Source organism: Burkholderia sp. Ac-20379 (assembly GCF_017104645.1).
Lineage (GTDB): Bacteria > Pseudomonadota > Gammaproteobacteria > Burkholderiales > Burkholderiaceae > Burkholderia.
Genome location: NZ_JAAGPF010000102.1, coordinates 1 through 23,191 on the forward strand (window position 1 = coordinate 1; position 23,191 = coordinate 23,191).

Below are 23,191 nucleotides of genomic sequence, written 5' to 3' on the forward strand. Positions count from 1 at the left end.
TCGCGTTCGCCGCCGCCAGCCATCCCGCCATCGCGCAACTGAAGGCGGCCGGCAGCCAGGCGGAAGTGCTGCATTTGCCCGACCACGGCGTGTTCGGCAACGGCCACGGGCTCATCTACGAGAAGAACTCGGACGCCGCGCTGGCGCCTGTGTTGAACTGGCTCGCCGCGCACACCGAAGCCCCGAACGCCGCGCAAGGACGATCATGAACAAGACCTGGCTGATCACCGGCTGCTCCAGCGGCCTGGGCCAGCATCTCGCGCAGGCCGTGGCGGCGCGCGGCGACCAGCTGGTGGCGACGGCGCGCGACGTGCGGACGCTGCAGGCGCTGGCCAGGCAGTATCCGCGAACGGTGCGCGCGTGCGCGCTCGACGTCACGCAGGCGCAGGCCGCGCAAGCGGCCGTGGCGCTCGCCGTCGACGCGTTCGGCGGCCTCGACGTGCTGGTCAACAACGCGGGCTACGGCCTGGTCGGCGCGATCGAGGAAGGCACGCCGGACGAGTACCGGCCGATGTTCGAGGTCAACGTGTTCGGGCTGATCGAGGTCACCCGCGCGGCGTTGCCGGCGCTGCGGCGGCGGCCCGGCGGGCGCATCGTCAACCTGTCGTCCACGGCCGGCATCGTCGGGTCGGCGGGGTCCGGCTACTACAGCGCGAGCAAGTTCGCGGTCGAAGGCCTGTCCGAGGCGCTGGATCGGGAGGTGCGGCCGTTGGGGCTGCGCGTCATCGTGGTCGAGCCGGGCCCGTTCCGGACGGCCTTTCTGGGCCGCTCGATCGCGGTGGCGAAGCGGCGGATCGACGACTACGACGCCACCGCCGGCCAGCGGCGCGCGTATCGCGACAGCAACGACGGCAAGCAGGCGGGCGATCCGGCGAAGGCCGTGCAAGTCATGCTGCGCGCCGTCGACAGCGAGGCGCCGCCGTTGCACCTGCCGCTCGGGCCGGTCGCCTACGGCGCCGCCGATCGCAAGCTGGCCGCGTTTCGCGAGGATATCGACGCGTGGCGCCAGCTCGCGGTCGCCACCGACTTCGATTGAGATCCGGCCGCCGCCACGCGATGGTGTCCGCCAGCCAAACCCGAATCGCATCGATGTGTTCCTGCTTGCGCTCCTGCGGCAGCCAGTGCCCGGCCGGCCGGCTGACGACGCTCAGGTGCTCGCACGCCGCGGGCATCGGTTCGCCTGCGGTCGGGGAAGGGCGGCGCGTCGTGCTCGAGATGGTCGCGGCGAGGATCGGGCGCCGGGTTTGGCTTGGCGCCGAATGCTGATTCACGAGGCAGGCGTTTCCGATTCGAAGCCATGATTCGCCGCCCCGGTTCGATAATCCCGCCAGCCCCGCATTCCGGCGTATTCGGTGAATCTGGAAAAAATTTCTTCAAAGAGATAATGCCGGGCGCGGCAATGGGTATTTTGTACCGTTGATTTTTGTTAATCGTCTTTCAAACGAATATTTCTAGATTGGCATCTGAAAACGGCATCTCCGGTATGGATAAATATCGGGTTCGTGATTATTATGTGCTGCGGAAAATTTAATGACCCGATCAAACCATCAATTCACAGGTGTCCATCAAAATGAAACCGAGCGCCGTTTCCAGAAAAATTTCGTTGTTGTGTGCGGCATTGTTTTCCGTTGCACCGCTGGTGGCCATGCAGCCGGCGCAGGCGGCGGGCCATATACTCATTGATCTGCATGTCAAAAAGGATGATCTGGTCAACGGCGGCCACGGAAAAAGAAATCTCGACGAGTTTGCCGAAGGCGGGCAATTCGAGGTGCTGCTGAAACCGGCGTCGGTTCCGGTCACGGCGCCGATGTGCCGCAAGCAAATCTTCGCGCGCATGCCGTATACCGATCCCGACGACGCGCATGCCAGCGCCGTCAACGCCGCGAAAAAGGCATTGTTCGATAAATTCCTGGCGCTGCGCGACGGCCGTATCGATTCCGTGGATGTCACGGTGGACGCCGGGCCGTATGGCGAACAAACCTCGTCCTCGCCTCGGGTCGTCAAGCTGTCGTATTGCAACGTGTTTTTCCCGACGCCCAAGATCTGAACCGGCGTGTTCCTCGGGCTCCGTTTCACGGAGCCCGAACCGGGCAATCCTCGAATCCGATCCGATTCATGACATTTCGTGTCCACGCCGCGCCGTACGCGGGCCCCGTGCTGTCGTTGGCCTGCGCTGCCGTTGGCCTGCGCTTTCGCGGCGACGGCGGCCCAGGCCGCCAGCTTCGGCTGGTCAACGGCCAGTGGCAGCGCCGCGTGCGTTACACGGCGATGCCGAAATCGACGCCGTGACGCGGCCGGGCGGCAGGTTGCGCGGCAGGCGGCGGATCGTGGCGGCCATCGCGCTGCTGCACGCGTTGTCGTGGATGTTCAACGGCTTCTGCTATGCGGACGGGCAAATTTGCTGGCCCGGCTGGGGGATCGCGCTTTTCGGCATTCTGGGGTTGCCAACCGCCCAGCTCAGTTGGATCGCGAACCCTTTGTTTTGGGTTTCCGTGCTGCTGCTTGTCTGTGACGACGCGGAGAAGGACGTATTCGCCGTATTCACAAGCCTGGGCGCGCTGGTGCTCGGCAACGCGTTTTGGGTTCAAGGCGTCAATACCGACGAGGGCGGCGGCGCGCTGTATCCCGTCTCGTCGATCGGCTTCGGCTACGGGCTATGGATGACCGGCATCGTGCTGTCCGTCGTCGTTGCCCTCCATGGCGTGTCGGTGCGTGAGCGCCGACGGCCCGGGGCCTAGGCCCCGCGTTCCGCGATCCGCCGAAACACCCCCATTCCCGCTCGATCGCCGCATCGCTCGAGCGGCATTCAGCGCGATTGCAGCTTGAACCCCTCGCCGCCGATCCCGGCGCGATCCACGGCCGCGATGCGGTTGCGCCCCTGATCCTTGGCCTGATACAACTGCGCATCCGCCAGGTTGATGAACGCGGTGACGTCGATGGTGTCGGTCGGCACCGCGGTGGCGACGCCGAAGCTCGCGGTGACGCGCTGCCCGTGCGGGGAGCGCAGATGCGCGATGGCTTCCGCCGCGATCAGCGTGCGGCAGCGTTCCGCGACGCGCACGGCGTCGTCGGCGTGGGTGTCGGCCAGGACGAGTACGAACTCCTCGCCGCCGAACCGGCCCAGGAACGCGTTCGGCCCGGCGGCCTCGCCGAGCACGCGCGCGAGCCGCTTCAGGCATTCGTCGCCTTGCAGATGGCCGTAATAGTCGTTGTACGACTTGAAGAAATCGATATCGACCATCACGAGCGACAGCGGTTGCCGCGACGCCGCCGCGCTCGCCCATTCGCGCGCCACCACCGTGTCGAACATGCGGCGGTTGCCGATGCCGGTCAACCCGTCGGACAACGAAAGCCGCTCCAGCTCGCGCTGCAGCGCCGCGACTTTCTCCTCGGTGCGCTTGCGCTCGCTGATGTCGAACATGAAGCCGATCAGCGCGTCGACGTCGCCGTTCTCCTTGCGCACCACGTGCACCACGTCGCGAATCCATACATAGCCGCCGTCCGCCGTCAGCGCGCGATAGTCCGCCTCGTGATCGGCGCCCGCCTGCGATTGCGCGACGCAAAAATTCACGACGGCCTCGCGGTCGTCCGGGTGCATGCGCGCGGCCCAATCCTCGACCGTTTTCCAGGTGGACGGCGCGTAGCCGAGCAGCGCCTCGATCTGCGGGCCGATGTAGGCGAACTGCATCGTCGCCCAGTCGATCTTCCACGGAATCGCCCGGGTCGATTCGAGCAGCGTGCGATACACGGCGGGGTTGTCCTCGCCGGGCTGGCTGCCGGGCGAGGCGAGGCTGTCTTCGTGGCGCAGGAACGCGGCCTGAAGCGAACTGCTGGCGGGATCCTTGTCTTCGTGGCTCATCGTGATCGTTCGAGACTGTGTGAATGCGTTATCGGCAGGGGCGGCAGGATCCTGAGCGTGGCGCGAGGCGATCGCCGCCGGGAAACGAAAAACGGGAAGCGGGAAGCGAGCGCGGCCTCGAAGCCTCGCCCGCGAACGCATCCGCGGCATCGGCCGAGGATGCGCGCGCCACGGTTCGGCTCGCGTTCCCGGCCCGCGCCGGCTTTTCGTTTCGCGATTCTCGCACCGAACCGCGGCTGCCCGCCTGCCTACAGGCCCGGCCCGAAATCGGTCGAGAACGCGAGTGCCTTCTGCGCCTCCAGCGCCGCGAGACGCTCGCTCAATTGCTTGTGCATGACGGTGTAGGCGTCGCTGCCCAGCGCGAGCCGCCTGGGCGCGGGGTGCTGAGCGGCGCTGGCGATCATGATCTCGGCCATTTTGGCGGCGTCGCCGATCGGCAGGTGGGTGCGGTCCTCGATCATCCGATGCGCCATGCGCGCCGGCGACGCATCGTAGGCGTCGAGTTTCGGCGCCAGTTGCGCGCTGCGATAGCGGAAATCGGTGCGCGCCGCGCCCGGCTCGACCAGCGTGCAGCCGATCCCGAACCCGGCCACCTCCTGCGCGACCGCATCGATGAAGCCTTCGATGCCCCATTTCCCGGCGTGGTAGAGCGAGCCGGAGGGAAACGCCGCCTGGCCGCCCACCGAGGACAACTGAATGATGCGGCCGCCGCCCTGAGCCCGCAGATGCGGAAGCGCCGCGCGCACCGTCTGGATCGAGCCGATCAGGTTCGTGTCGATCTGATGCCGGATCTGTTCGTCGGTCAGTTCTTCCGCCGCGCCGAACAGCCCGTAGCCGGCATTGCTCGCGACCACGTCGATGCGGCCCAGTTGCGCGAACGCCTGATCGACCACGCGGCGGATGGCCGGCGTGTCGGTCAGGTCGAGCTTGGCGAGCCACAGCGCCGCGCCGTGGCGCGCCGCCAGATCGCGCATGGCATCCGGATCCCGTACGGTGCCGGCCACGCGATCGCCGCGGGCGAGCAGTTGCTCGGTCATGTGACGGCCGAAGCCGCTGTTCACGCCGGTGATAAACCAGGTTTGCTTCATGGAAAGGCATCCTCATCGATCGGGGGTTGTCCGCCGGCGTCATCGATCGAGCCGGCAGTCAGCGCAGCTTATCCGGATTGGCGAGATTTCTAATGCTTGAAAGTCGGTGTTTCATGCGTGAAAATCCGAAAATGACGATCGATCCTTTTTCCGATTTTCTCGGCCTGATGGGCACGCGCTCCGTCGTTTCGGGCGGGCTGACCGCCGGCGGCGCGTGGGCCATCCGCTTCCCGCGCGCGAACACCGTGAAGTTCTGGGGCGTGGTGCGGGGGCAGTGCTGGATCCTGTTCGAAGGGGATAGCGCGCCGATCCGGATCGAAAGCGGGGACGTGTTCCTGCTCAGCGAACCGCGCTCGCATGTGCTCGGCACCGACCTGAGCGGCCGGCCCGTCGATCTCGACACGGTGCTCGAGGGGCGCGTGGGCAACATGGCCCATCACGGCGAGGGCGACGAATTCTTCATGATCGGCGGCAAGGTCGAGCTGAGCATCGCGTCGAGCCAGCTTTTGCTGGATGCGCTGCCGCCGCTGATTCACGTGCGCGGCACGTCGAGCCAGGCGCCGGCGCTGCGCTGGCTGCTCGATCAGCTCGTTCGCGAACGGCAGGCGGCGCTGCCGGGCGCGCACATCGCCGCGAACCAGCTCGCGCATCTGATGTTCATCCAGATCCTGCGCGCGCACTTCGAGGCGGCCGGGTCGCAGCCGGCGGGGTGGCTTCGCGCCATGGGCGACAAGCGCCTCGCGCCGGCGCTGCAACGCATGCACGACGATCCCGGCCGCGCGTGGCAATTGCCGGAGCTTGCGCAGGCCGCGGCGATGTCGCGCGCCACGTTCGCCGCCTACTTCAAGGCCACGGCCGGCATGTCGCCGCTGTCGTATCTGACGCAATGGCGCATGCACTTGGCGCAGCGCGCGCTGCTGGAGAGCCGAAGCCCCGTCAACGTGCTGGCGCATTCGCTCGGCTATACGTCCGAAAGCGCGTTCAGCAACGCGTTCCGGCGCGTGGTCGGGTGCTCGCCCAAGCACTTTCGGCAGCGCGCGGCCGAGGCGGCCGCAAGCGGCGGCGATGAGGCGAATCGGCGGTTGCCGAGTCAGCGTGTCGAGGCGGGCCTGTCCGAGCTGTGAGCGCCGCGCCGGATGGGCTGCCGGCGCGGCGCTTGCCCGTGCAGTTCAGCGCGACGCCGACGCCGTGAGGCGATGGAGCGAGAACGTCCGGCGATCCTCGAAGCCCAGATGCCGATAGAGCCGGATGGCGGACGCGTTGTCCTCGCGCACATGCAGGAACGGCCGGTCGCCTTCCGTCTTGACCCGGTTCCGCAGCACGGTCATCAGCCGGCCTGCGATGCCTTGGCCGCGATGCGTGTCGTCGACGCACACCGCGCTGATCTCCACGAAACCCGCGAAACGCATGCGCTCGCCGGCCATCGCGACGAGCCGCCCGTTGTCGCGCAGGCCGATGTAGCGGCCCATTTCCACCGTGCGCCGCGCGAACGGCCCCGGGCTCGTGCGGCGGGCCAGCTCGATCATCGCGTCGGCATGTTGCGGGCCGAGCGTTTCGATGCCGCGTTCGTCGACGGGGCCGATGCCCGCCGTATCGATCATCTGCAGCACGCCGAACAGCCGTTCCGCCTCGAGGCCGTCGACAGCCGGGAGATTCGCCGTGCTTTGCAGCAGGACCGGTTCGCTCGATGCGGCCAACGCGCGAAGCGCCAGCAGACACGCTTGCGTCGGCGCCTCGATGCCGGCGAACGGCCCGACCGCCGGGTCGTAGCGAAGCGCGAGGCGCGTGCCTTGCGCCAGATGCGCATGGGTGGTCGACAGCGCGGACCACGCGGGGTTGTCCAAGGCTGAATGGGAGAGGTCGTTCATGATTCTGGGCGCGGGAGGGCGTTGCCGCCTGGGTTGGACGAGAGCGAAGGGGCCGGCTGCCGGCTTACTGGAGCAGAAAGCCCAGCGGCAGCAGCGGGCCGACCGGCAGCAGATCGAACGTGTGCAGGTTTTCCTGGGTGAACGGCAGCGTGCCGAGCAGCGTTTCGGCTTCGGCCACCGATTCGACGTTCAGCAGGAACACCGCGCCCTTCATTTCGTCGCGCAGCCAGAATTGCTCGATCTTGCCATCGAGATAGAGCTTGAGCGTGGCCGGCACTTCGGCCGGAAAAATCCGGTCCGATTGCGCTTGGGTCAAAGGCTTGAGGGTGCCGATCGCGAGGATTTTCATGGGTTACGTCCGATTGAATGGGTGGTCAGGAACGACAGCCCCATGCTAATCAGCGAAACCCGTCGAAACTATTGTCGGTTATGACATTAATGTACGCATTTGCGACATTCGTCGCGGGAGGCCGCCCGGCGCGTCACATCAGGTCGGCGCGCAGTTCGCGCACCGTGCGGCCGGTCCGGCGGCGCAGCATGTTGCGCAGCGTGGCGGTGTCGGCATAGCCGACATCGCTCGCGATCGTTTCCAGATCGAGCCCGAGCGACATCAGGTGCTGCGCGCGCTCCACGCGCAGATCCTGAAAGAAGGCCAGCGGCGATTTGCCGAGCACCGCCTCGGTGCGGCGCTGCAAGGTGCGCGGCGTGACCGACAGCGCCCGCGCCGCCGCCTGCAGCGAGAACCCCTTGGCGAGCTGCTCGCGCGCCCAGCGTTCGAAGCGCTCGACCAGCGGATCGGCGTGGGCGAGGAAATCGGGCACGATGTACTTGGCCTGCGACGGCCGCCTGTCGATCACCATGAACCCGGCGACCAGCGCGGCCATGTCGGGGCTGGCCTGCCGCACCAGCCACAACGCGAGATCGAGATGGCCCATCGCCGTGCCGGCCGTTACCACGTTGCCGGCCGGCACGATCATGCGGGCGTCGTCGAGTTTGACGTTCGGATAGCGCTTGCGAAACAGCGGGGCGAGCGGCCAGGAGGTGGTCGCCTCGCGGTGGTCGAGCAGCCCCGCCTCGGCCAGCAGGAACGTGCCGATGCACGCGCCCGCCACGTGGATGCCGCGCGCGTGCCAGGCGCGAATGTGGCCGATCGCGTCGACCACGTCCCGGCGTTCGAGCGCCGCGATCAGGCGCTCCGGCTGCTTGGCGTTGATGGCCGGCACGATCACCCAGTCGGGCTTGCGCAGCGCATCGGCCGGCTCGACCGCCGCCGTCAGGCCGAGCGCGGTGCGGACGCTGCGCCCGATGCCGACGATTTCCACGTCGAACGGCGGGGCCTTGCCGGCCGCCGCGGCCAGTTCGTTCGCGGTCGAGAACACGTCGAGCAGAACCGTCAGCCCGGTGTCGAACACGCCATCCACGATGAGAATCGCCAGCTTCATGTCGCATCCGAATATCGAAGAATCGGTTGCGACGATAGCACGATGCCGGGGCGACGGCGCGCGACGCCTCGGCGCGTGTGCCGGTCAGTGCACCTTCGGAAACCCGTGCCGCTCGGCCAGCAACGCCAGAATGCGCGCCGGCTCCGTCACGAAACGCTTGTCGCCGAGCCGTTGCGCATCGTCGGGCGCCGGGTGCGCGTCGCCGAGCACCAGCACCGGCAGCCCCTGATGCGCCTCGTCGAGCGCCGCGACGGCGGCCTGGCGCGGGCGCGCGAACGGCACGCGCTGCACGTCGAGTTGCGCCGCGCGGGCCGGGTCAGCCGCCAGCAGCCCCTCGATCGGAATGCCGTCGGGGCAGACGAAGCGTTCGCCGGGATGGGCCGGATCGGTGAAGCCCGGCTCGAGCGGAATCAGAAGGTCGCGACTCATGGTGTGGATTCCTGATAAAAAAGAAACGATGAAACGGGGCGGCGCTCAGGCCGCGTCCCGCGCCTGGGTATAGCGGTTGGCGGGCACCTCGAGCCCGAGGTGCTCGCGCAGCGTCGATCCTTCGTAATCCTGGCGATACGCGCCGCGCGCCTGCAGCACCGGCACCACCTGCGCGGCGAACTCGGCGAACGCGGTGGGCGTGCCGCCGCGCACGATGAAGCCGTCGGTGGCGCGCGCCTCGACCCACGCCTGCAGGCCGTCGGCCACCTGGTCGGGCGTGCCCGAGAAGCTCGGCCGCGGCGTGGCGGCTTCGAGCGCCACCTCGCGCAGCGTGAGCCGGCGCTCGGCGGCGTCGCGCTTGATGGTGTCGGTGGTGCTGCGGAACTGGTTGCTGCCGAGCGCGCCGATGTCGGGGAACGGCGCGTCGAGCGCATAGCGCGAAAAATCGTGATGGTCGAAATAGCGGCCCAGGTAATCGAGCGCGTTGTCGATCGTCACGAGCCGCGCGGTGTCCTGGTATTGATCCTCGGCCTCGGCGGCCGAGCGCGCGACGATCACGCTCACGCCCTGGAAGATCTTCAGGCTGCCCTGCGCGCGGCCATGCGCGGCGAGCCGCTGCTGCACGTCGGCGTAGAACGCCTGCGCGAACGGGATGGTTTCCTGGCGCGTGTAGATCGCATCGGCATGGCGCGCGGCCACGCCCTTGCCGTCGTCGGACGCGCCGGCCTGGAACAGCACCGGCCGGCCCTGGCGCGAGCGGCCGATGTTGAGCGGCCCGGCTACCTGGAAGAACTCGCCGGCGTGATCGAGCGCATGCAGCTTGGCCGGATCGAAGAAGCGGCCGCTGGCCTTGTCGCGCACGAACGCGTCGTCTTCCCACGAATCCCACAGCCCCTTGGTCACGTCGAGGAATTCCGAGGCGATCCGGTAGCGCAGCGCGTGCTCGGGATGCTGCTTGCGCGAGAAGTTGCTGGCCGAGCCTTCGAGCGGCGAGGTCACCACGTTCCAGCCGGCGCGGCCGTCGCTCAGGTGGTCGAGGCTCGAAAACTGCCGCGCCACGGTGAACGGATCGCTGTACGAGGTGGACAGCGTGCCGACCAGGCCGATCCGCTCGGTGGCGAGCGCGAGCGCCGAGAGCAGCGTGATCGGCTCGAAGCGGTTCAGGAAATGCGGGATCGATTTGGCGTTGATGTGCAGGCCGTCGGCCACGAACAGCAGATCGAAGCGGGCCGCTTCGGCCTGGCGGGCCAGCTCGCGCACGAAGCCGAGGTTGATGCTGGCGTCGGCCACGGCGTCGGGGTGGCGCCAGGCCGACATGTTGCCGGAAGCGCCCTGGATGATCGCGCCGAGATGCACGCGGCGCGGGGAGGCGGGAGAGGTCGAGGTCATGATGTCAGCGCGGAAAGCGTCGGAACGGCGTTGCGGGAAGGCGCGAAAGCGAGGGCCGGCAGCGTCGGCAGGGCCGCCAGCAGCGAGGCGGTGTACGGGTGCGCGGGTGCGGCGAACACGGCTTCCACCGCGCCGTGTTCGACCACCTGGCCGTGCCGCATCACCAGCACGCGGTCGGCGACGTGATGCACCACGCCGAGATCGTGCGAGATGAACAGCATCGCGGTGCCGTGCTCGGCCTGCAGATCGGCGAGCAGATCGAGCACCTGCGCCTGGATCGATACGTCGAGCGCGCTGACCGGCTCGTCGGCCACCAGCAGCGACGGGTTCGGCGCGAACGCGCGCGCGATCGCCACGCGCTGCCGCTGGCCGCCGGACAGCTCGCGCGGGTAGCGCGTCAGGCAGCCCGCGCCGAGCCGCACCTCGTCGAGCAGTTGCCGCACGCGGCGGCGGCGCGCCTCGCCGAACACGCGCACGGCGTCGAGGCTCTCGCCGACGATCTGCTCGACGGTGTAGCGCGGGTCGAACGAGCTGCCCGGATCCTGCGCGATCAGTTGCAGGCCGGCGCGGCGTGCGCGGCGCGCGGCTTCGGGCACGTCGCTCCACGGCTCGCCGCCGAGCGTGACGCGGCCTGTGTCGGGCGCGATCAGGCCGAGCACGATGCGCGCGACGGTCGATTTGCCCGAGCCCGATTCGCCGACGATGCCGAGCGTTTCGCCCTTCGCGAGCGAAAACGAGATGTCGGAGACGGCGGGCGCGGCGTCGTCGTGGCCGTAGCGTTTGGTGACGGCTTCGACGGCCAGCACTTGCGCGCTCGCGTCGATGCGTTTGAGGGGCAGCGGCAGACGTGATGTGGCTGCCGCGGGCGGGGTGGCGTTGTTGGCAGAGGCAATCGCGCCGTCGCGTGCCGTTTCGTGGTCGCTCGGCCGTGCCGTGCTCTCGCGCTCGTCCGCCGCGAGCGCGCCGTCGCGCGCCTGCGGCGACAACCGGAACCCGCGCGACGCCGGCGTCGGGATCGCCGCCAGCAGTTGCCGCGTGTACGGATGCCGGGGCGCGGCCAGCACCGCGCGCGCGTCGCCTTGCTCGACCACGCGGCCGTGGCGCATCACCAGCACGCGGTCGGCCAGCTCGGCCACCACGGCGAGATCGTGGCTGATCAGCAGCAGCGCGTCGCCGGCCTCGCGCCGCGCCTGCAGCAGCGACAGGATTTGCCGCTGCACCGAGACGTCGAGCGCGGTGGTGGGCTCGTCGGCGATCAGCAGGTTCGCGCCGCCGGCCAGCGCGGTGCCGATCAGCACGCGCTGGCGCAGGCCGCCCGACAGTTGATGCGGATATTGCGGCAGGCGGCGTTCGGGTTCGTCGATGCCGACCGCGCGCAGGATCTCGGCGCTGCGTGCCGCGCGCTCGCGGCGCGGCGTGTCGTGCAGCGCCTCGGCCAGCAGGTCGCGCACGCGCCAGAGCGGATCGAGCGAGGTCAGCGCGTCCTGCAGCACGTAGCCGATGCGGCGGCCGCGGATCGCGCGCCAGTCGCGTTCGCGAAAGCGCCGCGCGTCCACGCCGCCGATCTCGAAGCGCTCGGCGGCCACCACGGCGTTCGCGCCGTTCAGGCCCACCAGGCTGCGCGCGGTGACCGATTTGCCCGAGCCCGATTCGCCGACCAGCGCCACGCATTCGCCGGCCCGTACGTGCAGGTCGAGCGGCCCGACCACGGCCTGCGTGCCGTGCCGGCCGGCGAAGCCGATCGTCAGCCCTTCGATGTGCGCCAGCACGTTGCCGGCGGCGGCGCGGGAGGTGGCGACGCGGTCGTGTGGGGCGGGGTTGTCGCGCCGATCGGATGGGCGGCCCGAATCGCGCAGGGCGGCGGCATCGAGCCGGCCAGACGTGGCGTTCGAATCGCGCAGGGCCGAGGCATCGCGCCGATCCGGCGCGGCGCCCGCGTCGTGCCCGCGCGGCGCACCCGTGCGCCCCGTACGTTGCGCCCCACCCAGCGGCGGCGCGACGGCTGCGTTTCTCATGATGCCTCCCGGCGCTCGAAGCGCTGTTGCCAGTAGCCGCCCAGCGCGTTGACGGCCACCACGGTCGCGGTGATCGCCACGCCCGGCCAGACGGCGATCCACCACGCGTTGTAGAGATAGTTGCGGCCCTCGGCCAGCATCAGCCCCCATTCGGCGGTGGGCGGCTGTGGCCCCATGCCGAGGAAGCTCAGGCCTGAGGTGCCGATGATCGCGGTGCCCAGGCCGATGGTCGCGAGCACCGGCACCTGCGCGATCGCGTGCGGCAGCACGTGCCGCCAGATCAGCACCATCGGCGGCAGGCCCAGCGTGCGCGCCTGCTCGACATAGCCCGACCCGGCCACCACGAAGGTCTGCGCGCGCACCACGCGCGCGAAGCGCGGCACCGACGCCACGCCGAGCGCGAACACCAGGTTGACCGCGCCGGGGCCGGTGAACGAGATCAGCATCAGCGCCAGCAGCAGGTCGGGAAACGCGGACACCACGTCGAGCAGCCGCGTGACCAGCTCGTCGAGCCAGCCGCGCGCGAGCCCGGCGGCCAGCCCGAGCACGGTGCCGGCCAGCGTCGCGATGCCGATCGCGGCGGCGCTGATCGACAGCGAATGGCGCGCGCCGTAGATCACGCGCGCGTAGATGTCGCGGCCGAGCTGATCGGTGCCGAGCCAGTGTTCGGCGCTGCTGCCGAGCTGGGCCGAGACCGGATCCGCCGCGAGCGGATCGTAGTGCGTGAGCCAGTTCGGCGCGAACACGGCCACGGCGTTCAGCAGCAGGTACAGCGCGGCCAGCGCGAGGCCGGGATGGCGGCGCAGCCAGCCGAGCGCGTGCAGGCCGGGGCGTGCGCGCAGGGGCAGGTCGAAGGGGACGGACATGGCGGGCTCCGGGTCAGCGCCGTGCGCGCGGTTCGCGCAGGCGGGGGTCGATCAGCAGATACAGCAAATCCACGGCGGTGCTGAGCGCGACGTAGATCGCCGCCGACAGGATCGCGATCGCGAGGATCACCGGCATGTCCTTGGTCAGCACCGCGTCGACGGTGATCTTGCCGAGCCCGGGCCGGCCGAACACCTGCTCGGTGATCACGGCGCCGCTCAGCAGGCCGCCCACCAGCCAGCCGGCCAGCGTGACGGCCGGCAGCGCCGCGTGGCGCAGCGCATGGCGCGCGCGCAGCGCGAAGCCGCCGATGCCCCACGAGCGCACCGTCAGCGCATACGGCTCGTCGAGCGCGCGCTCGATGCCCTGGCGCAGCACGCGGCCGATAGTGGCGCCCTGCGCGAGGCCGAGCGACAGCGCGGGCAGCACCAGCGACGCGAAGCCGCGATCGCCCGCCACCGGGAACAGCTTCAGCGTGAAGCTGAACACGAACAGCAGCATGATCCCGAGCCAGAACGACGGCGTGGAGGCCAGCAGCAGCTCGGCGCCGGACGCGGCGCGCCCGCCCCAGCGGCGGCCGGCCGTCAGCACCGCGAGGCCCACCGAGAACGCGAGCGTCACCACCAGCGCCGCGCCGGTCAGCTTCAGCGTCGGCCACAGCTGGCCGATCACGAGCGGCGCGACCTCGGTGTTGAGGATGTACGAGCGGCCGAAATCGCCGTGCAGGATGCGCCAGACGTAGTGCACGTACTGCAGCCAGATCGGCTCGTCGAGGCCCCATTCCTTGCGGATCGCGGCCTCGATCTCGGGCGTGCTCAGTTGCTCGCCGATCAGCAGGGCGACGATGTCGCCCGGCGCCACCTGCACCGCCACGAACGACAGCGTGATGGCCGACCACAGCACCAGCAGGCCGGTGCCGAGCCGCGTGAGGACGGGCGAACGAAAGCGGCGGCGAGGGCGCGCGGCGGCCTGCGGCGGCGCGGCGGGGCCGGCCGGGTCGGCGAGATGCGCGGTGCGGGTCATGATCGGGAGTCCTCCGGGTTCGGGCGCGCGGGCGGGCGCATCAGTCCGGCCGCACGCGCACGTCGTACGGCGCGTCCGGCATCTGCTTGAAACTGCGGAACGCGAGGCCGCTCACGCGCTCGCTCGCGGCGATCTCGTCCTCGGGCTGGTAGAGCGGAATCGCATACGCCTGATCGGCGAGCACGAAACGCTGCAGTTGCGCGTACACCTTTGCGCGCGCGGCGTCGTCGCGCGTGGCGGCCGCCTCGCGCAGCCACGCGCTCAGGCGCGGGTCGGTCGCACGGCTGTAATTGATCACGCCGCCGCGGTCGGGCGGCAGGTAATGGTTCTCGGTGTCGATGCCGTCGGTATCGGTGTTCGAGTTCGGGATCGCGCCGAAGCGGCCGGTCTTGCGCACCTCGGCGTAGGTGCCGCCGTCGACATAGCGCAGCGTCAGTTCCACGCCGAGCCGCTGCCGCGCCTGCGCCTGCAGCCCTTGCAGCAGCACGTCGCGCTGATCGCGCACGGTGGCCTGCGCCTGCACCACGTCGATCGTCAGCCGCTCGCCGCCCTTGGTGCGATAGCCGGCCGCGTCGCGCCCGGTCCAGCCGGCCTCGTCGAGCAGGCGGTTGGCGAGCGCGGCGTTGTTGCCGTAGCTGTGCTCGATGCCGCGGTCGTAGAGCGGATCGACCGGCGACGTGATGCCCCACGCGCGCGCGCGCTTGCCGCGATAGATCGCGCTCACCAGCCCGTCCAGGTCGAACGCCTGCAACAGCGCGCGCCGCACGCGCACGTCGCGCGTCGGCCCCCAGGTGGTGTTCAGATACAGCGAATAGGGCGAGCCGGTGTTCAGCGCGCGCCGATAGCGCAGGTTCGATTGGCGCTCGATCAGCGCGGCGTCGTTGCCGGAGATGCCCTCGATCGCGTCCACCTGGCCCGACAGCAGCGCGCCGGTGCGCACCGACGATTCGGGCAGGAAGCGATACACCACCCGATCGAGATACGCCGGCCCCTGATGGCCGGCCGTGGCGGGCGCCCAGCGATAGTCGGGATTCCGCACGAAATCGGCTTCCTGGCCCTTGCGGTAGGCGGCCAGCACGAACGGGCCGGTGCCGGCCACGGCCGGGCCGCCGGCCTTCAGTTGCGGCGACGCGTAGGCGGCCGGCGAAATCAGCTTCAGGCCCGCGGCGAACGAGAGAAACGGCGCATACGGCTCGGCCAGCGTCAGCGCGACCGTGAACGGGCCGGTGGCCCGCGCCTCCACGAGCCGCGCGGCGATCCCGCAATAGCTGGAGCCGGCGCAATAGGCCGGGTCGCGCATGTGCGTGAAGTTCGCGGCCACCGCGTTGGCGTCGAGCCGCTGGCCGTCGCTGAAGCGCACGTCGTCGCGCAGCGTGAAGCTCAGCGTCTTGCCGTCGGGCGACACCGCGTAGCTGCGCGCCAGCCACGGCACGTAGCCGCCGTCGGGCTTGCGCGCGAGCAGCGATTCGAAGCTCGCGCGCAGCAGCAGCTCGGCCTTGGCCTGCCCGTTCAGTTGCGGATTGAAGGTGGTCGGCTCGGTTTCCACGCCCCAGTTCAGCGTGCCGCCCGACGGCGGCGCGCCATGCGCGAGGCCGGCCAGCAGCGCGAGCGCGGCCGGCGCGGACGGACGAAGCGGTGACATGCGCTTCATCGCTTACTTCTTGATCCAGACGTCGTACGGATTCTCGGGCATCTGCGCGTAAGGCCGGAACCGCAGCCCCTGCACGGCCTTGGCCGCCGCGATCTGGTCTTCCGGCTCGTAGAGCGGCACCGCATAGGCCTGCTCCTTGATCGCGAAGTGCTGCAACTCGCCGTACAGCTTCTTGCGCTCGGCCAGGTTCTGCGTGGCGGCGGCCGCCTGCAGCCAGCGCGTCAGCTCGGGCGCGGCCGCGCGGCTGTAGTTCAGCGCGCCGCCGCGATCCACCGGCAGGTAGTGGCCTTCGATGTCGATGCCGTCGGGCGGCGTGTTCGAATTCGCGATCGAGCCGAACTTGCCGCTCTTGCGCGCATCGGTGTAGGTGCCGTCGTCCACGTACTGAATCTTCAGATCCACGCCGAGCCGTTGCCGCGCCTGCGCCTGCAGTGCCTGCAGCAGCACGTCGCGCTGGTCGCGCACGGTGGCCTGCGCCTGGATCACCGCGATGGTCAGCCGTTCGCCGCCCTTGGTGCGATAGCCGCCCGCGTCGCGCGCGCTCCAGCCGGCTTCGTCGAGCAGCCGGTTGGCGAGCACCGGATCGTTGCCGTAGGTCTTTTCGATGCTGCGGTCGTAGAGCGGATCGATCGGCGAGGTGATGCCCCAGGTGCGGGTGCGCTCGCCGCGATAGATCGATTGCACGATGCCCGACACGTCGAGCCCTTCGAGCAGCGCGCGGCGCACCTTCACATCCTGCGTCGGCCCGTAGCTCACGTTCAGGAACAGCGAATACGGCGTGCCGGTGTTGAGCGCATGCTGGTAGGTCAGGTCGGGATTCGAGCGGATCAGCCCGGCGTCGTTGCCGGAGATGCCCTCGATCACATCCACCTGGCCCGACAGCAGCGCGCCGGTGCGCACCGACGATTCGGGCAGGAAGCGATACACCACGCGATCGAGATACGCCGGCCCCTGGTGGCCGGCCGTGGCGGGCGCCCAGCGGTAATCGGGATTCCGATCGAATTCGATCTGCTGGCCCTTCACGTACTTGCGCAGCACGAACGGGCCGGTGCCGGCGATGTTCGGGCCGCCGGCCTTGAGGTCCGGCTTGTCGAACGCGTTGGGCGAGAGCAGCGGCAGGCGGCCCGAGAACGTCAGGAACGGCGCGTAGGGCGCATCGAGCGTGATCGCGAGCGTGTGCGCGTCGGGTGTCTTGACGTCGGTCACGTGCGAGATCAGCCGCGCCAGATTGCTGCCGCCCGAGTAGGCGAGGTCGCGCGCGTTCAGGAAGTTGCGGGCCACGGCCTTGGCGTCGAACGGCGCGCCGTCGCTGAACTTCACGCCGTCGCGCAGCGTGAACGTGTAGGTCTTGCCGTCCGGCGACACCTTCCACGCGGTGGCCAGCCACGGCACGTAGCTGCCGTCGGGGCGCTGCGCGAGCAGGCTTTCGTAGGCGTTGCGCAGCAGCAGCTCCACCTTGTCCTGGCCGTTCAGTTGCGGGTTCAGCGTGCGCGGTTCGGTTTCCACGCCCCAGGTCAGCGTGCCGCCGGTGGCGGGGGCCTGCGCGTGCGCCAGCGGCGACAGCGCAAGAACGAAGGCGGCGAGCGCGGCGGCGCGCTGCGAAGCGGAAAGCGGGAGGAACGGTGACGTCATGGAGGCGTGGCGTGGTGGGAATGCGTTGGTAGGGCGGCGGCGCGCCGCGCGTCGTTCAGTTGATCGAAGCGATGCCGGCGGGCTCCGCATCGGCCCGTGCCGGTGCTTCGTACAACTCGGGAATCAGCACTTTTCGCAGCCACACGAGCGAGGTGCCGAGCGCGTTCACCGAGCGGTCGAACGGCACGTAGCCGCGTTGCTGGTAATACCGCGGCAGCCATGGATGCTCGATGGCGGTGGCGAGGTAGGTGGCGGGCGCCTTCACTTGCGCGGCCAGGAAGCGTTCCTCGACGTGCGCCAGCAGGATCGAGCCGAGGCCTTGCCGCTTGAACGCGGGCGCCACGGCGAACCAGTGCAGGAACGGATACGGCGTGCGTTGCCTGTCGCTGTCCATCCACGGAAAGCGCACCGTCACGGTGGCGGCCAGCACCGGGCGGTCGTCGCCGCCGGGCCGCTCCAGCACGAAGCTGGTCTGGCTCGCGACGGCCTGCTCGACTTGCGAGACGGGCGCGCGCGTGATCGTGAAATGCACGTTGTGCTGCGCCAGCGGTGCATAGGCCTGCTGAAGCAGGGCGTACAGCGCCGGCGCGTCGGCGGCGGTGGCGATGCGGATCGTGTCGGTCATGATGCGTGCGCCGGTTCGGCGTGAAGGGCGTGCGGCGGCGCGGCCTCGGCGGCGTGCGCGCCGGCCAGCAGATGCAGCGACGCGACGCGCGGCGCGGCCTCCGCCAGCGGCGTGTCGATGATGAATTCCTCGATGCCGTAGCGGCGGTGCAGCGCGTCGAGTTCGCCGAGCACGGCGTCGCGCGTGCCGTGCACGATGCGCGCTTCGCGCGCCTCGATGCGAGATTCGCCGCCGCCGGCCTGCCGGATATAGGCATGCGCCTGCGCGAGGCTGCCCACGTTGATCGCGGGCGTATCGCCCACCTGCACGCGAAAGCGCGCGTAGCCGCTCGCCAGTTGCGTGGCCTCGTCGTGCGTGGCCGCGACGATCGTCGCGATCGCCAGCAGCGGCGTGCGCCCGCCCGATGCCGAGCGATACGCGTCGAACGCCTGCTCGAGATCGGTGCGCGATGCGTTGATATGCGACGCATAGACGAAATCCCAGCCGAGCCGCGCGGCCAGCGTCGCGCTGTCGACGCTCGCACCGAGCAGGTAGGGGCGTGCCGCGGCCGGCGGCAGCGGCGTGGCGCGCAGCGCGCTGTCGTCGTTCTCGGTGCCGGCCGGCGGCGTGCCGGCGGTGCGCAAATACAGATCGAGCTGCTCGGCCAGCGCGGCGAAGCCGCCGCGCCGCGCGCGGTCGTAATCGCCTTGCAGCGCGCGCGTCGACAGCGGCAGGCCGCCCGGCGCCTTGCCGATGCCCAGATCGATGCGGCCCGGCGCGAGCGTGGCCAGCAGGTTGAAGTTCTCGGCGATCTTGTACGGCGCGTAATGCTGGAGCATCACGCCGCCCGAACCGATGCGGATGCGCGCCGTGTGCGCGAGCAGATGCGCGATCAGGATTTCCGGCGACGGGCACGCGAGGCCCGGCGAATTGTGATGCTCGGCCACCCAGTAGCGGTGGTAGCCGGCCGCATCGGCGAAGCGCGCGAGCGCGACGCTGCGCGCCAGCGCATCGCCGGCCGGTTCGCCGGGCGCGACGGGGCTCTTGTCGAGCACGCCGAGCCGGAACGGCAGCGCGCGCAGGTCGGCGGGAAAGGTGCGGGTGATGGACGTCATGAGGAGCCGGAGGCGATCGGTGCGGGAACGTGCGGGAAGCGGCTGCACATCGGGCCGCACATCGGGCCGCACATCGCCGGGTTGGACATGACGGATTATTTTTCGCCGCGCGCGGCCCGGTCAAACAAGCAAGAGGAATATCCAAAGCCAAAAATAATGGTTCCTGCGGCCCGGGCACGTTGCAGTAAGGTCGAGGGCGCGAGCGGGCGACGCCGCATCGAAAGCGGCATCGAAAACTGCATCGGAGTGCGTAGCGATGCTGCGGCGCGCATCCCGATGCTGCCGCGTTCGAGTGCGGCGCCGGCCCGCGCAAATCGACAAGGAAACCAGATGAACGACACGAGACACCGCCGCCGCCTGAAGACGCTCGCGGGCGCCGGCAGCGTGATCCATGCCGCGGGCGACGCCAGCCCCGTGCAAGGCATCCGGCGCGCCGCCGCGCTGGCCCGCAAGGCCGAGGCCGAGCGCATCACCGGGCTGTTCACGGCGGATCTGCTGCAGGCGGACCCGGACGGCCTGGCCGGCATCACCGGCAGCCAGGAGCCGATCGTCGCGCTGGCCGCGCTCAGTCAGGCCACCGAGCGAATCGGCCTGGTGGCGACCGTCTCCACCACCTATCACCATCCGTACAACCTGGCGCGTTTGATCGGCACGCTCGATCACGTGAGCGGCGGCCGAGCGGCGTGGAACGCCGTGACCTCATCGGTGGGCGAGGAGAATTTCGGCGAGGGCGCGCTGCCCGATCCGGCGCAGCGCTATGCGCGCGCGGCCGAATTCGTCGAGATCGTGCATGCGCTGTACGACGCCAACGATCCTGCCGCGGCGGCGCGCAAGGCGGGCGGCGGCGTGACGGTCGATCCGCGCAAGCTCGGCGCGATCCACTATCGCGGCGCGCATTTCCAGGTGCGCGGGCCGCTGAACGTGCCGCCGTCGCCGCAGCATCGGCCCGTGCAGTTCCAGGCCGGGCAATCGGCGGCCGGCGTGACGCTGGGCGCGCGCTATGCGGAAGTGGTCTACACCTCGCAGCCCACGCTCGAGGAGGCGCGCGCGTTCGTTACCGAACTGCATCGGCAGGCCGCCGCGTTCGGGCGCGCCGGGCGGCTGCCGCTCGTCATGAACTCGTTCCACTCGCTGATCGGCGAATCGGATGCGGACGTGGCGCGCCGGCTGAAGGCGCGCCACGAGCGGATCGATTACGCGCAGGGGCGGCTGAAGCTGGCCGACATGCTCGGCGGCGGCCTCGACCTGCGCGAGCTGTCGCTCGACCTGCCGCTGCCCGAGGCGCTGCTGCCGTCGGTGGAGGCCGTGAACCGGCGGCGCGGGCGGGTGGCGATCTTCGTCGGCTTCGCGCGCCAGGGGCTGACGCTGCGCGAGCTGATCGTGCGCGCGCAGGACACCGGGCACTGGTCGGTGGCGGGCACGCCCGAGCAACTGGCCGACGCGATCGAGGCGCGCTACCGCGCCGGGCTGGTGGACGTGCTGTCGCTGCACGGGCTCGGCCAGCCCGATCAGGAAGACCTGCTCGTGAACGGCCTGCTGCCCGAGCTGCGGCGCCGGCGGATCATCGACGACGATTACGTGGGCGACGATTTCCGCTCGAACCTGGAACTGCCGCCGCTCGCGTTGCCCGATGCGCGGCGCACGGCGGCATGACGCGACCGCGCGGAAAAGCATTCCCCAATTGATTGGTTAAGCATCGCGAAGCGCGCTGCTATCGTCGGTGGCTCTTTTTCCAGCCGACAGTTCGGCATCTCGTTCGAGGAGCGCTTCGCATGTCCGGTCACGATCCCGTGAGTCTTACCCGTCGTCGCGCGTTGCAAGCGGCTGCCGCCGCTGCCGCGCTCGGTTCGATCGCGCCGCTCTCGCAGGCGGCCAGCGCCGCGCAGGCCGCATCGCAAGCGGCCGCGCAAGGCACGCCGCGCCGCGGCGGGCGCGTCACGCTGCTGGTCAATCCGGAGCCGAACGCGCTGGTGGATTTCGCCACGACCGCGGGCGCCGAGGAGAAGATCGCGCCGAAGGTGACCGAAGGCCTGCTGGCCTACGATTTCGACGTCAAGCCGAAGCCGCAACTGGCCACCGCGTGGTCGGTCAGCGCCGACGGCCTGCAATACCGCTTCGAGCTGCGCCGCAACGTGCGCTGGCACGACGGCCAGCCGTTCACGTCGCGCGACGTGGCCGTGTCGATCGACCTGCTGCGCCAGTACCACGCGCGCGGCCGCGCGACGTTCGCGAACGTCACGGCGGTGCGCACGCCCGATCCGCACACGGCCGTGTTCGAACTGTCGAAGCCGGCGCCGTATCTGCTGTATGCGCTCGCCGCGTCCGAATCGCCGATCCTGCCCGCGCACCGCTACGCGAGCGGCAATCCGCTGGAGAACCCGAACAATCTCGCGCCGATCGGCACCGGCCCGTATCGCTTCGTGCGCTGGGAGCGCGGCAGCGCGGTCACGTTCGTACGGAATCCGGACTATTGGGATGCGCCGAAGCCGTATCTCGACGAGCTCGTGGTGCGCTTCATCGGCGATCCGGCCGCGCGCGCGGCGGCGCTCGAAACCGGCGAACTCGATCTGGCGGGCGAGAACCCGGTGCCGCTGACCGACATCAAGCGGCTCGCGGCGCTGCCGCATCTGGCCGTCGAAACGCGCGGCTACAGCTACGACGCGGCGCAAACGCAACTGCAGTTCAATCTCGACAACCGCTATCTGGCGAAGCTGCCGGTGCGCCAGGCGATCGCGCACGCGATCGACCGCAACGCGATCCTGCGCACGGTGTGGCAGGGCTACGGGATTCCGTCGCCCACGCCGATCAGCCCGCTGCTCACGCAGTTCTACGACGCGAGCACGCCGGTGCCCGCGTTCGATCCGGCGCAGGCGCAGACACTGCTCGACGCGGCCGGTTATCCGCGCGCCTCGGGCGGCTTCCGCTTCCCGCTGACGATCGATTACAACCCGTACGATCCGACCTTCGCGCGGCTGGCCGAATACCTGCGCCAGACGTTGCGCGGCATCGGCATCGACGCCACGGTGCGCGGCCAGGATTTCGCGTCCTACGTGAAGCGGATCTACACCGACCGCGCGTTCGATCTCGACGCGAACTTCCTCGGCAACATGTTCGATCCGACGGTGGGCGTGCAGCGGCTGTACTGGTCGAAGAATTTCCGCCCCGGCGTGCCGTTCTCGAACGCCTCGCACTACAGCAGCCCCGAGGTGGATCGGCTGCTCGAAACGGCGGCCGTGGAAATCGATCCGGCCAAGCGCGTGGCGCTGTTCCATCAGTTTCAGCAGCAGGTGGCGCGCGACCTGCCGATCGTCAACCTGGTCACGCTCAAGCAGGTGACGATCTACAACCGGCGCGTGCGCAATCACACCATCACGGCCGACGGGCTTCAGGGTAATCTGGCCGACGTGTACGTGGTGTCGTGAGCGCGGCGCGCCCGCGCAACGCAGTGCCTTCTTTTTTTCATCAGGATGACGGAATGGAATACCGACAACTCGGCCGCAGCGGCCTCCAGGTGTCCGAACTGACGCTCGGCACCATGAACTTCGGCGGCCCGACCGACGAGCGCGCGGCCGCCTCGATCATCGATCGCGCGTTCGAGCAGGGCATCAATTCGATCGACACGGCCGACGCCTACACGGGCGGCGAATCGGAACGCATCGTCGGCCGCGCGATCGCCGCGCGCCGTGATAGCTGGGTGCTCGCCAGCAAGTTCGCGAACCCGCAGGGCAGCGGCCCGAACGATCGCGGCGCGTCGCGCAAGTACATCGTGCAGGCGGTGGACGCGAGCCTGAAGCGGCTCGGCACCGATTATCTCGACATCGTCTACGTGCATCGCGAGGATCACCTCACGCCGCCCGAGGAAACGATCCGCGCGCTCGGCGACCTGATCCGCGCCGGCAAGCTGCGCTATTACGGGCTGTCGAATTTCCGCGGCTGGAAGATCGCCGAATTCGCGCACACGGCGCAGGCGCTCGGCGTCGACGCGCCGGCCGCGAGCCAGCCGCTCTACAACCTCGCGAACCGCCAGGTGGAGGCCGAGCAACTGACGGCGGCCCATCGCTACGGCCTCGGCGTGATCTCGTTCAGCCCGCTCGCGCGCGGCGTGCTGACGGCCAAGTACGAACCGGGCGCGGCGCCGGGCGCCGACACGCGCGCGGGCCGCGCCGACCGCCGCCTGCTGCAGACCGAGTGGCGGCCCGAGACGATCGAGCT

At 69.7% G+C, this 23,191-nt stretch carries 23 protein-coding genes and 1 pseudogene; 9 read left to right on the plus strand and 15 right to left on the minus strand.

Translation table 11 applies throughout. The features are described 5' to 3' along the window. The 5 genes and pseudogenes from G3N92_RS15395 to G3N92_RS15415 form a co-directional block, all read left to right on the plus strand. Positions 1-209 (plus strand): annotated as a pseudogene (locus G3N92_RS15395) (lysophospholipase); the annotation flags it as partial. After that, a complete protein-coding gene (locus tag G3N92_RS15400; protein ID WP_241014804.1) occupies positions 206-1,036 on the plus strand; it encodes an oxidoreductase in 831 nt (276 codons plus the stop codon). The pseudogene G3N92_RS15395 and the gene G3N92_RS15400, both read left to right, overlap by 4 nt. A 534-nt stretch (positions 1,037-1,570) precedes the next feature. Further along, positions 1,571-2,047: a hypothetical protein gene (locus G3N92_RS15405; protein ID WP_206128396.1), complete on the plus strand. Its 477-nt coding sequence runs from the start codon at positions 1,571-1,573 to the stop codon at positions 2,045-2,047. Positions 2,048-2,115: 68 nt separating this feature from the next. Further along, positions 2,116-2,289, plus strand: a complete 174-nt coding sequence (locus G3N92_RS15410; RefSeq protein ID WP_206128397.1) for a hypothetical protein — start codon at positions 2,116-2,118, stop codon at positions 2,287-2,289. A 38-nt stretch (positions 2,290-2,327) separates the two neighbouring features. After that, positions 2,328-2,738 carry a hypothetical protein gene (locus G3N92_RS15415; RefSeq protein ID WP_206128398.1) on the plus strand — a complete coding sequence of 137 codons (411 nt, stop codon included), beginning with the start codon at positions 2,328-2,330 and terminating at the stop codon, positions 2,736-2,738. A gap of 68 nt (positions 2,739-2,806) precedes the next feature. On the opposite strand, the gene G3N92_RS15420 is transcribed toward G3N92_RS15415, so the two are convergent. Both G3N92_RS15420 and G3N92_RS15425 read right to left on the minus strand, forming a co-directional pair. Then, on the minus strand, positions 2,807-3,859 hold the full coding sequence (locus tag G3N92_RS15420) for a sensor domain-containing diguanylate cyclase (RefSeq protein ID WP_206128399.1): 1,053 nt from the start codon (positions 3,857-3,859) through the stop codon (positions 2,807-2,809). 248 nt (positions 3,860-4,107) lie between these two features. Beyond that, positions 4,108-4,947 carry an SDR family oxidoreductase gene (locus tag G3N92_RS15425; RefSeq protein ID WP_206128400.1) on the minus strand — a complete coding sequence of 280 codons (840 nt, stop codon included), beginning with the start codon at positions 4,945-4,947 and terminating at the stop codon, positions 4,108-4,110. A gap of 131 nt (positions 4,948-5,078) precedes the next feature. On the opposite strand from G3N92_RS15425, the gene G3N92_RS15430 reads away from it, so the two are divergent. After that, entirely contained in the window at positions 5,079-6,071 is a 993-nt protein-coding gene (locus G3N92_RS15430; RefSeq protein WP_206128401.1) for an AraC family transcriptional regulator, read from the plus strand. 45 nt (positions 6,072-6,116) lie between these two features. Here the strand turns inward: G3N92_RS15430 and G3N92_RS15435 are convergent, their stop codons facing one another. The 13 genes from G3N92_RS15435 to G3N92_RS15500 form a co-directional block, all read right to left on the minus strand. Then, positions 6,117-6,815 (minus strand): GNAT family N-acetyltransferase, encoded by a 699-nt coding sequence (locus G3N92_RS15435; protein WP_206128402.1) that lies wholly within the window; start codon positions 6,813-6,815, stop codon positions 6,117-6,119. 64 nt (positions 6,816-6,879) lie between these two features. Then, positions 6,880-7,164 carry a hypothetical protein gene (locus G3N92_RS15440; protein ID WP_206128403.1) on the minus strand — a complete coding sequence of 95 codons (285 nt, stop codon included), beginning with the start codon at positions 7,162-7,164 and terminating at the stop codon, positions 6,880-6,882. A 133-nt stretch (positions 7,165-7,297) separates the two neighbouring features. Next, positions 7,298-8,257, minus strand: a complete 960-nt coding sequence (locus tag G3N92_RS15445) for a helix-turn-helix domain-containing protein (RefSeq protein WP_206128404.1) — start codon at positions 8,255-8,257, stop codon at positions 7,298-7,300. Between the two features lie 84 nt (positions 8,258-8,341). After that, positions 8,342-8,686 (minus strand): DUF3088 domain-containing protein, encoded by a 345-nt coding sequence (locus G3N92_RS15450; RefSeq protein ID WP_206128405.1) that lies wholly within the window; start codon positions 8,684-8,686, stop codon positions 8,342-8,344. 45 nt (positions 8,687-8,731) lie between these two features. Then, positions 8,732-10,075 (minus strand): LLM class flavin-dependent oxidoreductase, encoded by a 1,344-nt coding sequence (locus tag G3N92_RS15455; RefSeq protein ID WP_206128406.1) that lies wholly within the window; start codon positions 10,073-10,075, stop codon positions 8,732-8,734. After that, the gene (locus G3N92_RS34960; RefSeq protein ID WP_241014805.1) at positions 10,072-12,090 is read right to left on the minus strand and encodes an ABC transporter ATP-binding protein; all 2,019 of its coding nucleotides are present in this window, start codon (positions 12,088-12,090) and stop codon (positions 10,072-10,074) included. The genes G3N92_RS15455 and G3N92_RS34960 overlap by 4 nt, the downstream gene beginning before the upstream one ends. Further along, positions 12,087-12,956: an ABC transporter permease gene (locus tag G3N92_RS15470; protein ID WP_206128407.1), complete on the minus strand. Its 870-nt coding sequence runs from the start codon at positions 12,954-12,956 to the stop codon at positions 12,087-12,089. Before G3N92_RS15470 ends, G3N92_RS34960 begins: the two co-directional genes overlap by 4 nt. A gap of 13 nt (positions 12,957-12,969) precedes the next feature. Next, the gene (locus G3N92_RS15475) at positions 12,970-13,977 is read right to left on the minus strand and encodes an ABC transporter permease (RefSeq protein ID WP_206128408.1); all 1,008 of its coding nucleotides are present in this window, start codon (positions 13,975-13,977) and stop codon (positions 12,970-12,972) included. 40 nt (positions 13,978-14,017) lie between these two features. Beyond that, positions 14,018-15,619 (minus strand): ABC transporter substrate-binding protein, encoded by a 1,602-nt coding sequence (locus tag G3N92_RS15480; protein ID WP_241014806.1) that lies wholly within the window; start codon positions 15,617-15,619, stop codon positions 14,018-14,020. 12 nt (positions 15,620-15,631) lie between these two features. After that, positions 15,632-17,260, minus strand: coding sequence for an ABC transporter substrate-binding protein (locus tag G3N92_RS15485; protein ID WP_206128410.1), 1,629 nt, complete (start codon positions 17,258-17,260; stop codon positions 15,632-15,634). A 55-nt stretch (positions 17,261-17,315) separates the two neighbouring features. Continuing rightward, positions 17,316-17,885: a GNAT family N-acetyltransferase gene (locus tag G3N92_RS15490; protein WP_206128411.1), complete on the minus strand. Its 570-nt coding sequence runs from the start codon at positions 17,883-17,885 to the stop codon at positions 17,316-17,318. After that, complete coding sequence (locus G3N92_RS15495; RefSeq protein WP_206128412.1) at positions 17,882-18,979, minus strand: MsnO8 family LLM class oxidoreductase; 1,098 nt, start codon at positions 18,977-18,979, stop codon at positions 17,882-17,884. The genes G3N92_RS15490 and G3N92_RS15495 overlap by 4 nt, the downstream gene beginning before the upstream one ends. Before the next feature lie 95 nt (positions 18,980-19,074). Further along, the gene (locus tag G3N92_RS15500) at positions 19,075-19,320 is read right to left on the minus strand and encodes a hypothetical protein (RefSeq protein ID WP_206128413.1); all 246 of its coding nucleotides are present in this window, start codon (positions 19,318-19,320) and stop codon (positions 19,075-19,077) included. Here G3N92_RS15500 and G3N92_RS15505 point away from each other — a divergent pair. The 3 genes from G3N92_RS15505 to G3N92_RS15515 all read left to right on the plus strand — a co-directional run. Beyond that, entirely contained in the window at positions 19,310-20,632 is a 1,323-nt protein-coding gene (locus tag G3N92_RS15505; protein WP_206128414.1) for an NtaA/DmoA family FMN-dependent monooxygenase, read from the plus strand. The genes G3N92_RS15500 and G3N92_RS15505 overlap by 11 nt on opposite strands. A 119-nt stretch (positions 20,633-20,751) precedes the next feature. Further along, the gene (locus tag G3N92_RS15510) at positions 20,752-22,401 is read left to right on the plus strand and encodes an ABC transporter substrate-binding protein (protein ID WP_206128415.1); all 1,650 of its coding nucleotides are present in this window, start codon (positions 20,752-20,754) and stop codon (positions 22,399-22,401) included. Between the two features lie 53 nt (positions 22,402-22,454). Further along, positions 22,455-23,191: aldo/keto reductase (locus G3N92_RS15515; RefSeq protein WP_206128416.1), on the plus strand; the 737-nt coding region annotated here is incomplete at its 3' end.

Bases quoted from the DNA above. Each gene is read 5' to 3' on its own strand.
- G3N92_RS15400 (WP_241014804.1), top strand. From the start codon at position 206: ATGAACAAGACCTGGCTGATCACCGGCTGCTCCAGCGGCCTGGGCCAG.
- G3N92_RS15405 (WP_206128396.1), top strand. From the start codon at position 1,571: ATGAAACCGAGCGCCGTTTCCAGAAAAATTTCGTTGTTGTGTGCGGCA.
- G3N92_RS15410 (WP_206128397.1), top strand. From the start codon at position 2,116: ATGACATTTCGTGTCCACGCCGCGCCGTACGCGGGCCCCGTGCTGTCG.
- G3N92_RS15420 (WP_206128399.1), bottom strand. From the start codon at position 3,859: ATGAGCCACGAAGACAAGGATCCCGCCAGCAGTTCGCTTCAGGCCGCG.
- G3N92_RS15425 (WP_206128400.1), bottom strand. From the start codon at position 4,947: ATGAAGCAAACCTGGTTTATCACCGGCGTGAACAGCGGCTTCGGCCGT.
- G3N92_RS15430 (WP_206128401.1), top strand. From the start codon at position 5,079: ATGACGATCGATCCTTTTTCCGATTTTCTCGGCCTGATGGGCACGCGC.
- G3N92_RS15435 (WP_206128402.1), bottom strand. From the start codon at position 6,815: ATGAACGACCTCTCCCATTCAGCCTTGGACAACCCCGCGTGGTCCGCG.
- G3N92_RS15440 (WP_206128403.1), bottom strand. From the start codon at position 7,164: ATGAAAATCCTCGCGATCGGCACCCTCAAGCCTTTGACCCAAGCGCAA.
- G3N92_RS15445 (WP_206128404.1), bottom strand. From the start codon at position 8,257: ATGAAGCTGGCGATTCTCATCGTGGATGGCGTGTTCGACACCGGGCTG.
- G3N92_RS15450 (WP_206128405.1), bottom strand. From the start codon at position 8,686: ATGAGTCGCGACCTTCTGATTCCGCTCGAGCCGGGCTTCACCGATCCG.
- G3N92_RS15455 (WP_206128406.1), bottom strand. From the start codon at position 10,075: ATGACCTCGACCTCTCCCGCCTCCCCGCGCCGCGTGCATCTCGGCGCG.
- G3N92_RS34960 (WP_241014805.1), bottom strand. From the start codon at position 12,090: ATGAGAAACGCAGCCGTCGCGCCGCCGCTGGGTGGGGCGCAACGTACG.
- G3N92_RS15470 (WP_206128407.1), bottom strand. From the start codon at position 12,956: ATGTCCGTCCCCTTCGACCTGCCCCTGCGCGCACGCCCCGGCCTGCAC.
- G3N92_RS15475 (WP_206128408.1), bottom strand. From the start codon at position 13,977: ATGACCCGCACCGCGCATCTCGCCGACCCGGCCGGCCCCGCCGCGCCG.
- G3N92_RS15480 (WP_241014806.1), bottom strand. From the start codon at position 15,619: ATGTCACCGCTTCGTCCGTCCGCGCCGGCCGCGCTCGCGCTGCTGGCC.
- G3N92_RS15485 (WP_206128410.1), bottom strand. From the start codon at position 17,260: ATGACGTCACCGTTCCTCCCGCTTTCCGCTTCGCAGCGCGCCGCCGCG.
- G3N92_RS15490 (WP_206128411.1), bottom strand. From the start codon at position 17,885: ATGACCGACACGATCCGCATCGCCACCGCCGCCGACGCGCCGGCGCTG.
- G3N92_RS15495 (WP_206128412.1), bottom strand. From the start codon at position 18,979: ATGACGTCCATCACCCGCACCTTTCCCGCCGACCTGCGCGCGCTGCCG.
- G3N92_RS15505 (WP_206128414.1), top strand. From the start codon at position 19,310: ATGAACGACACGAGACACCGCCGCCGCCTGAAGACGCTCGCGGGCGCC.
- G3N92_RS15510 (WP_206128415.1), top strand. From the start codon at position 20,752: ATGTCCGGTCACGATCCCGTGAGTCTTACCCGTCGTCGCGCGTTGCAA.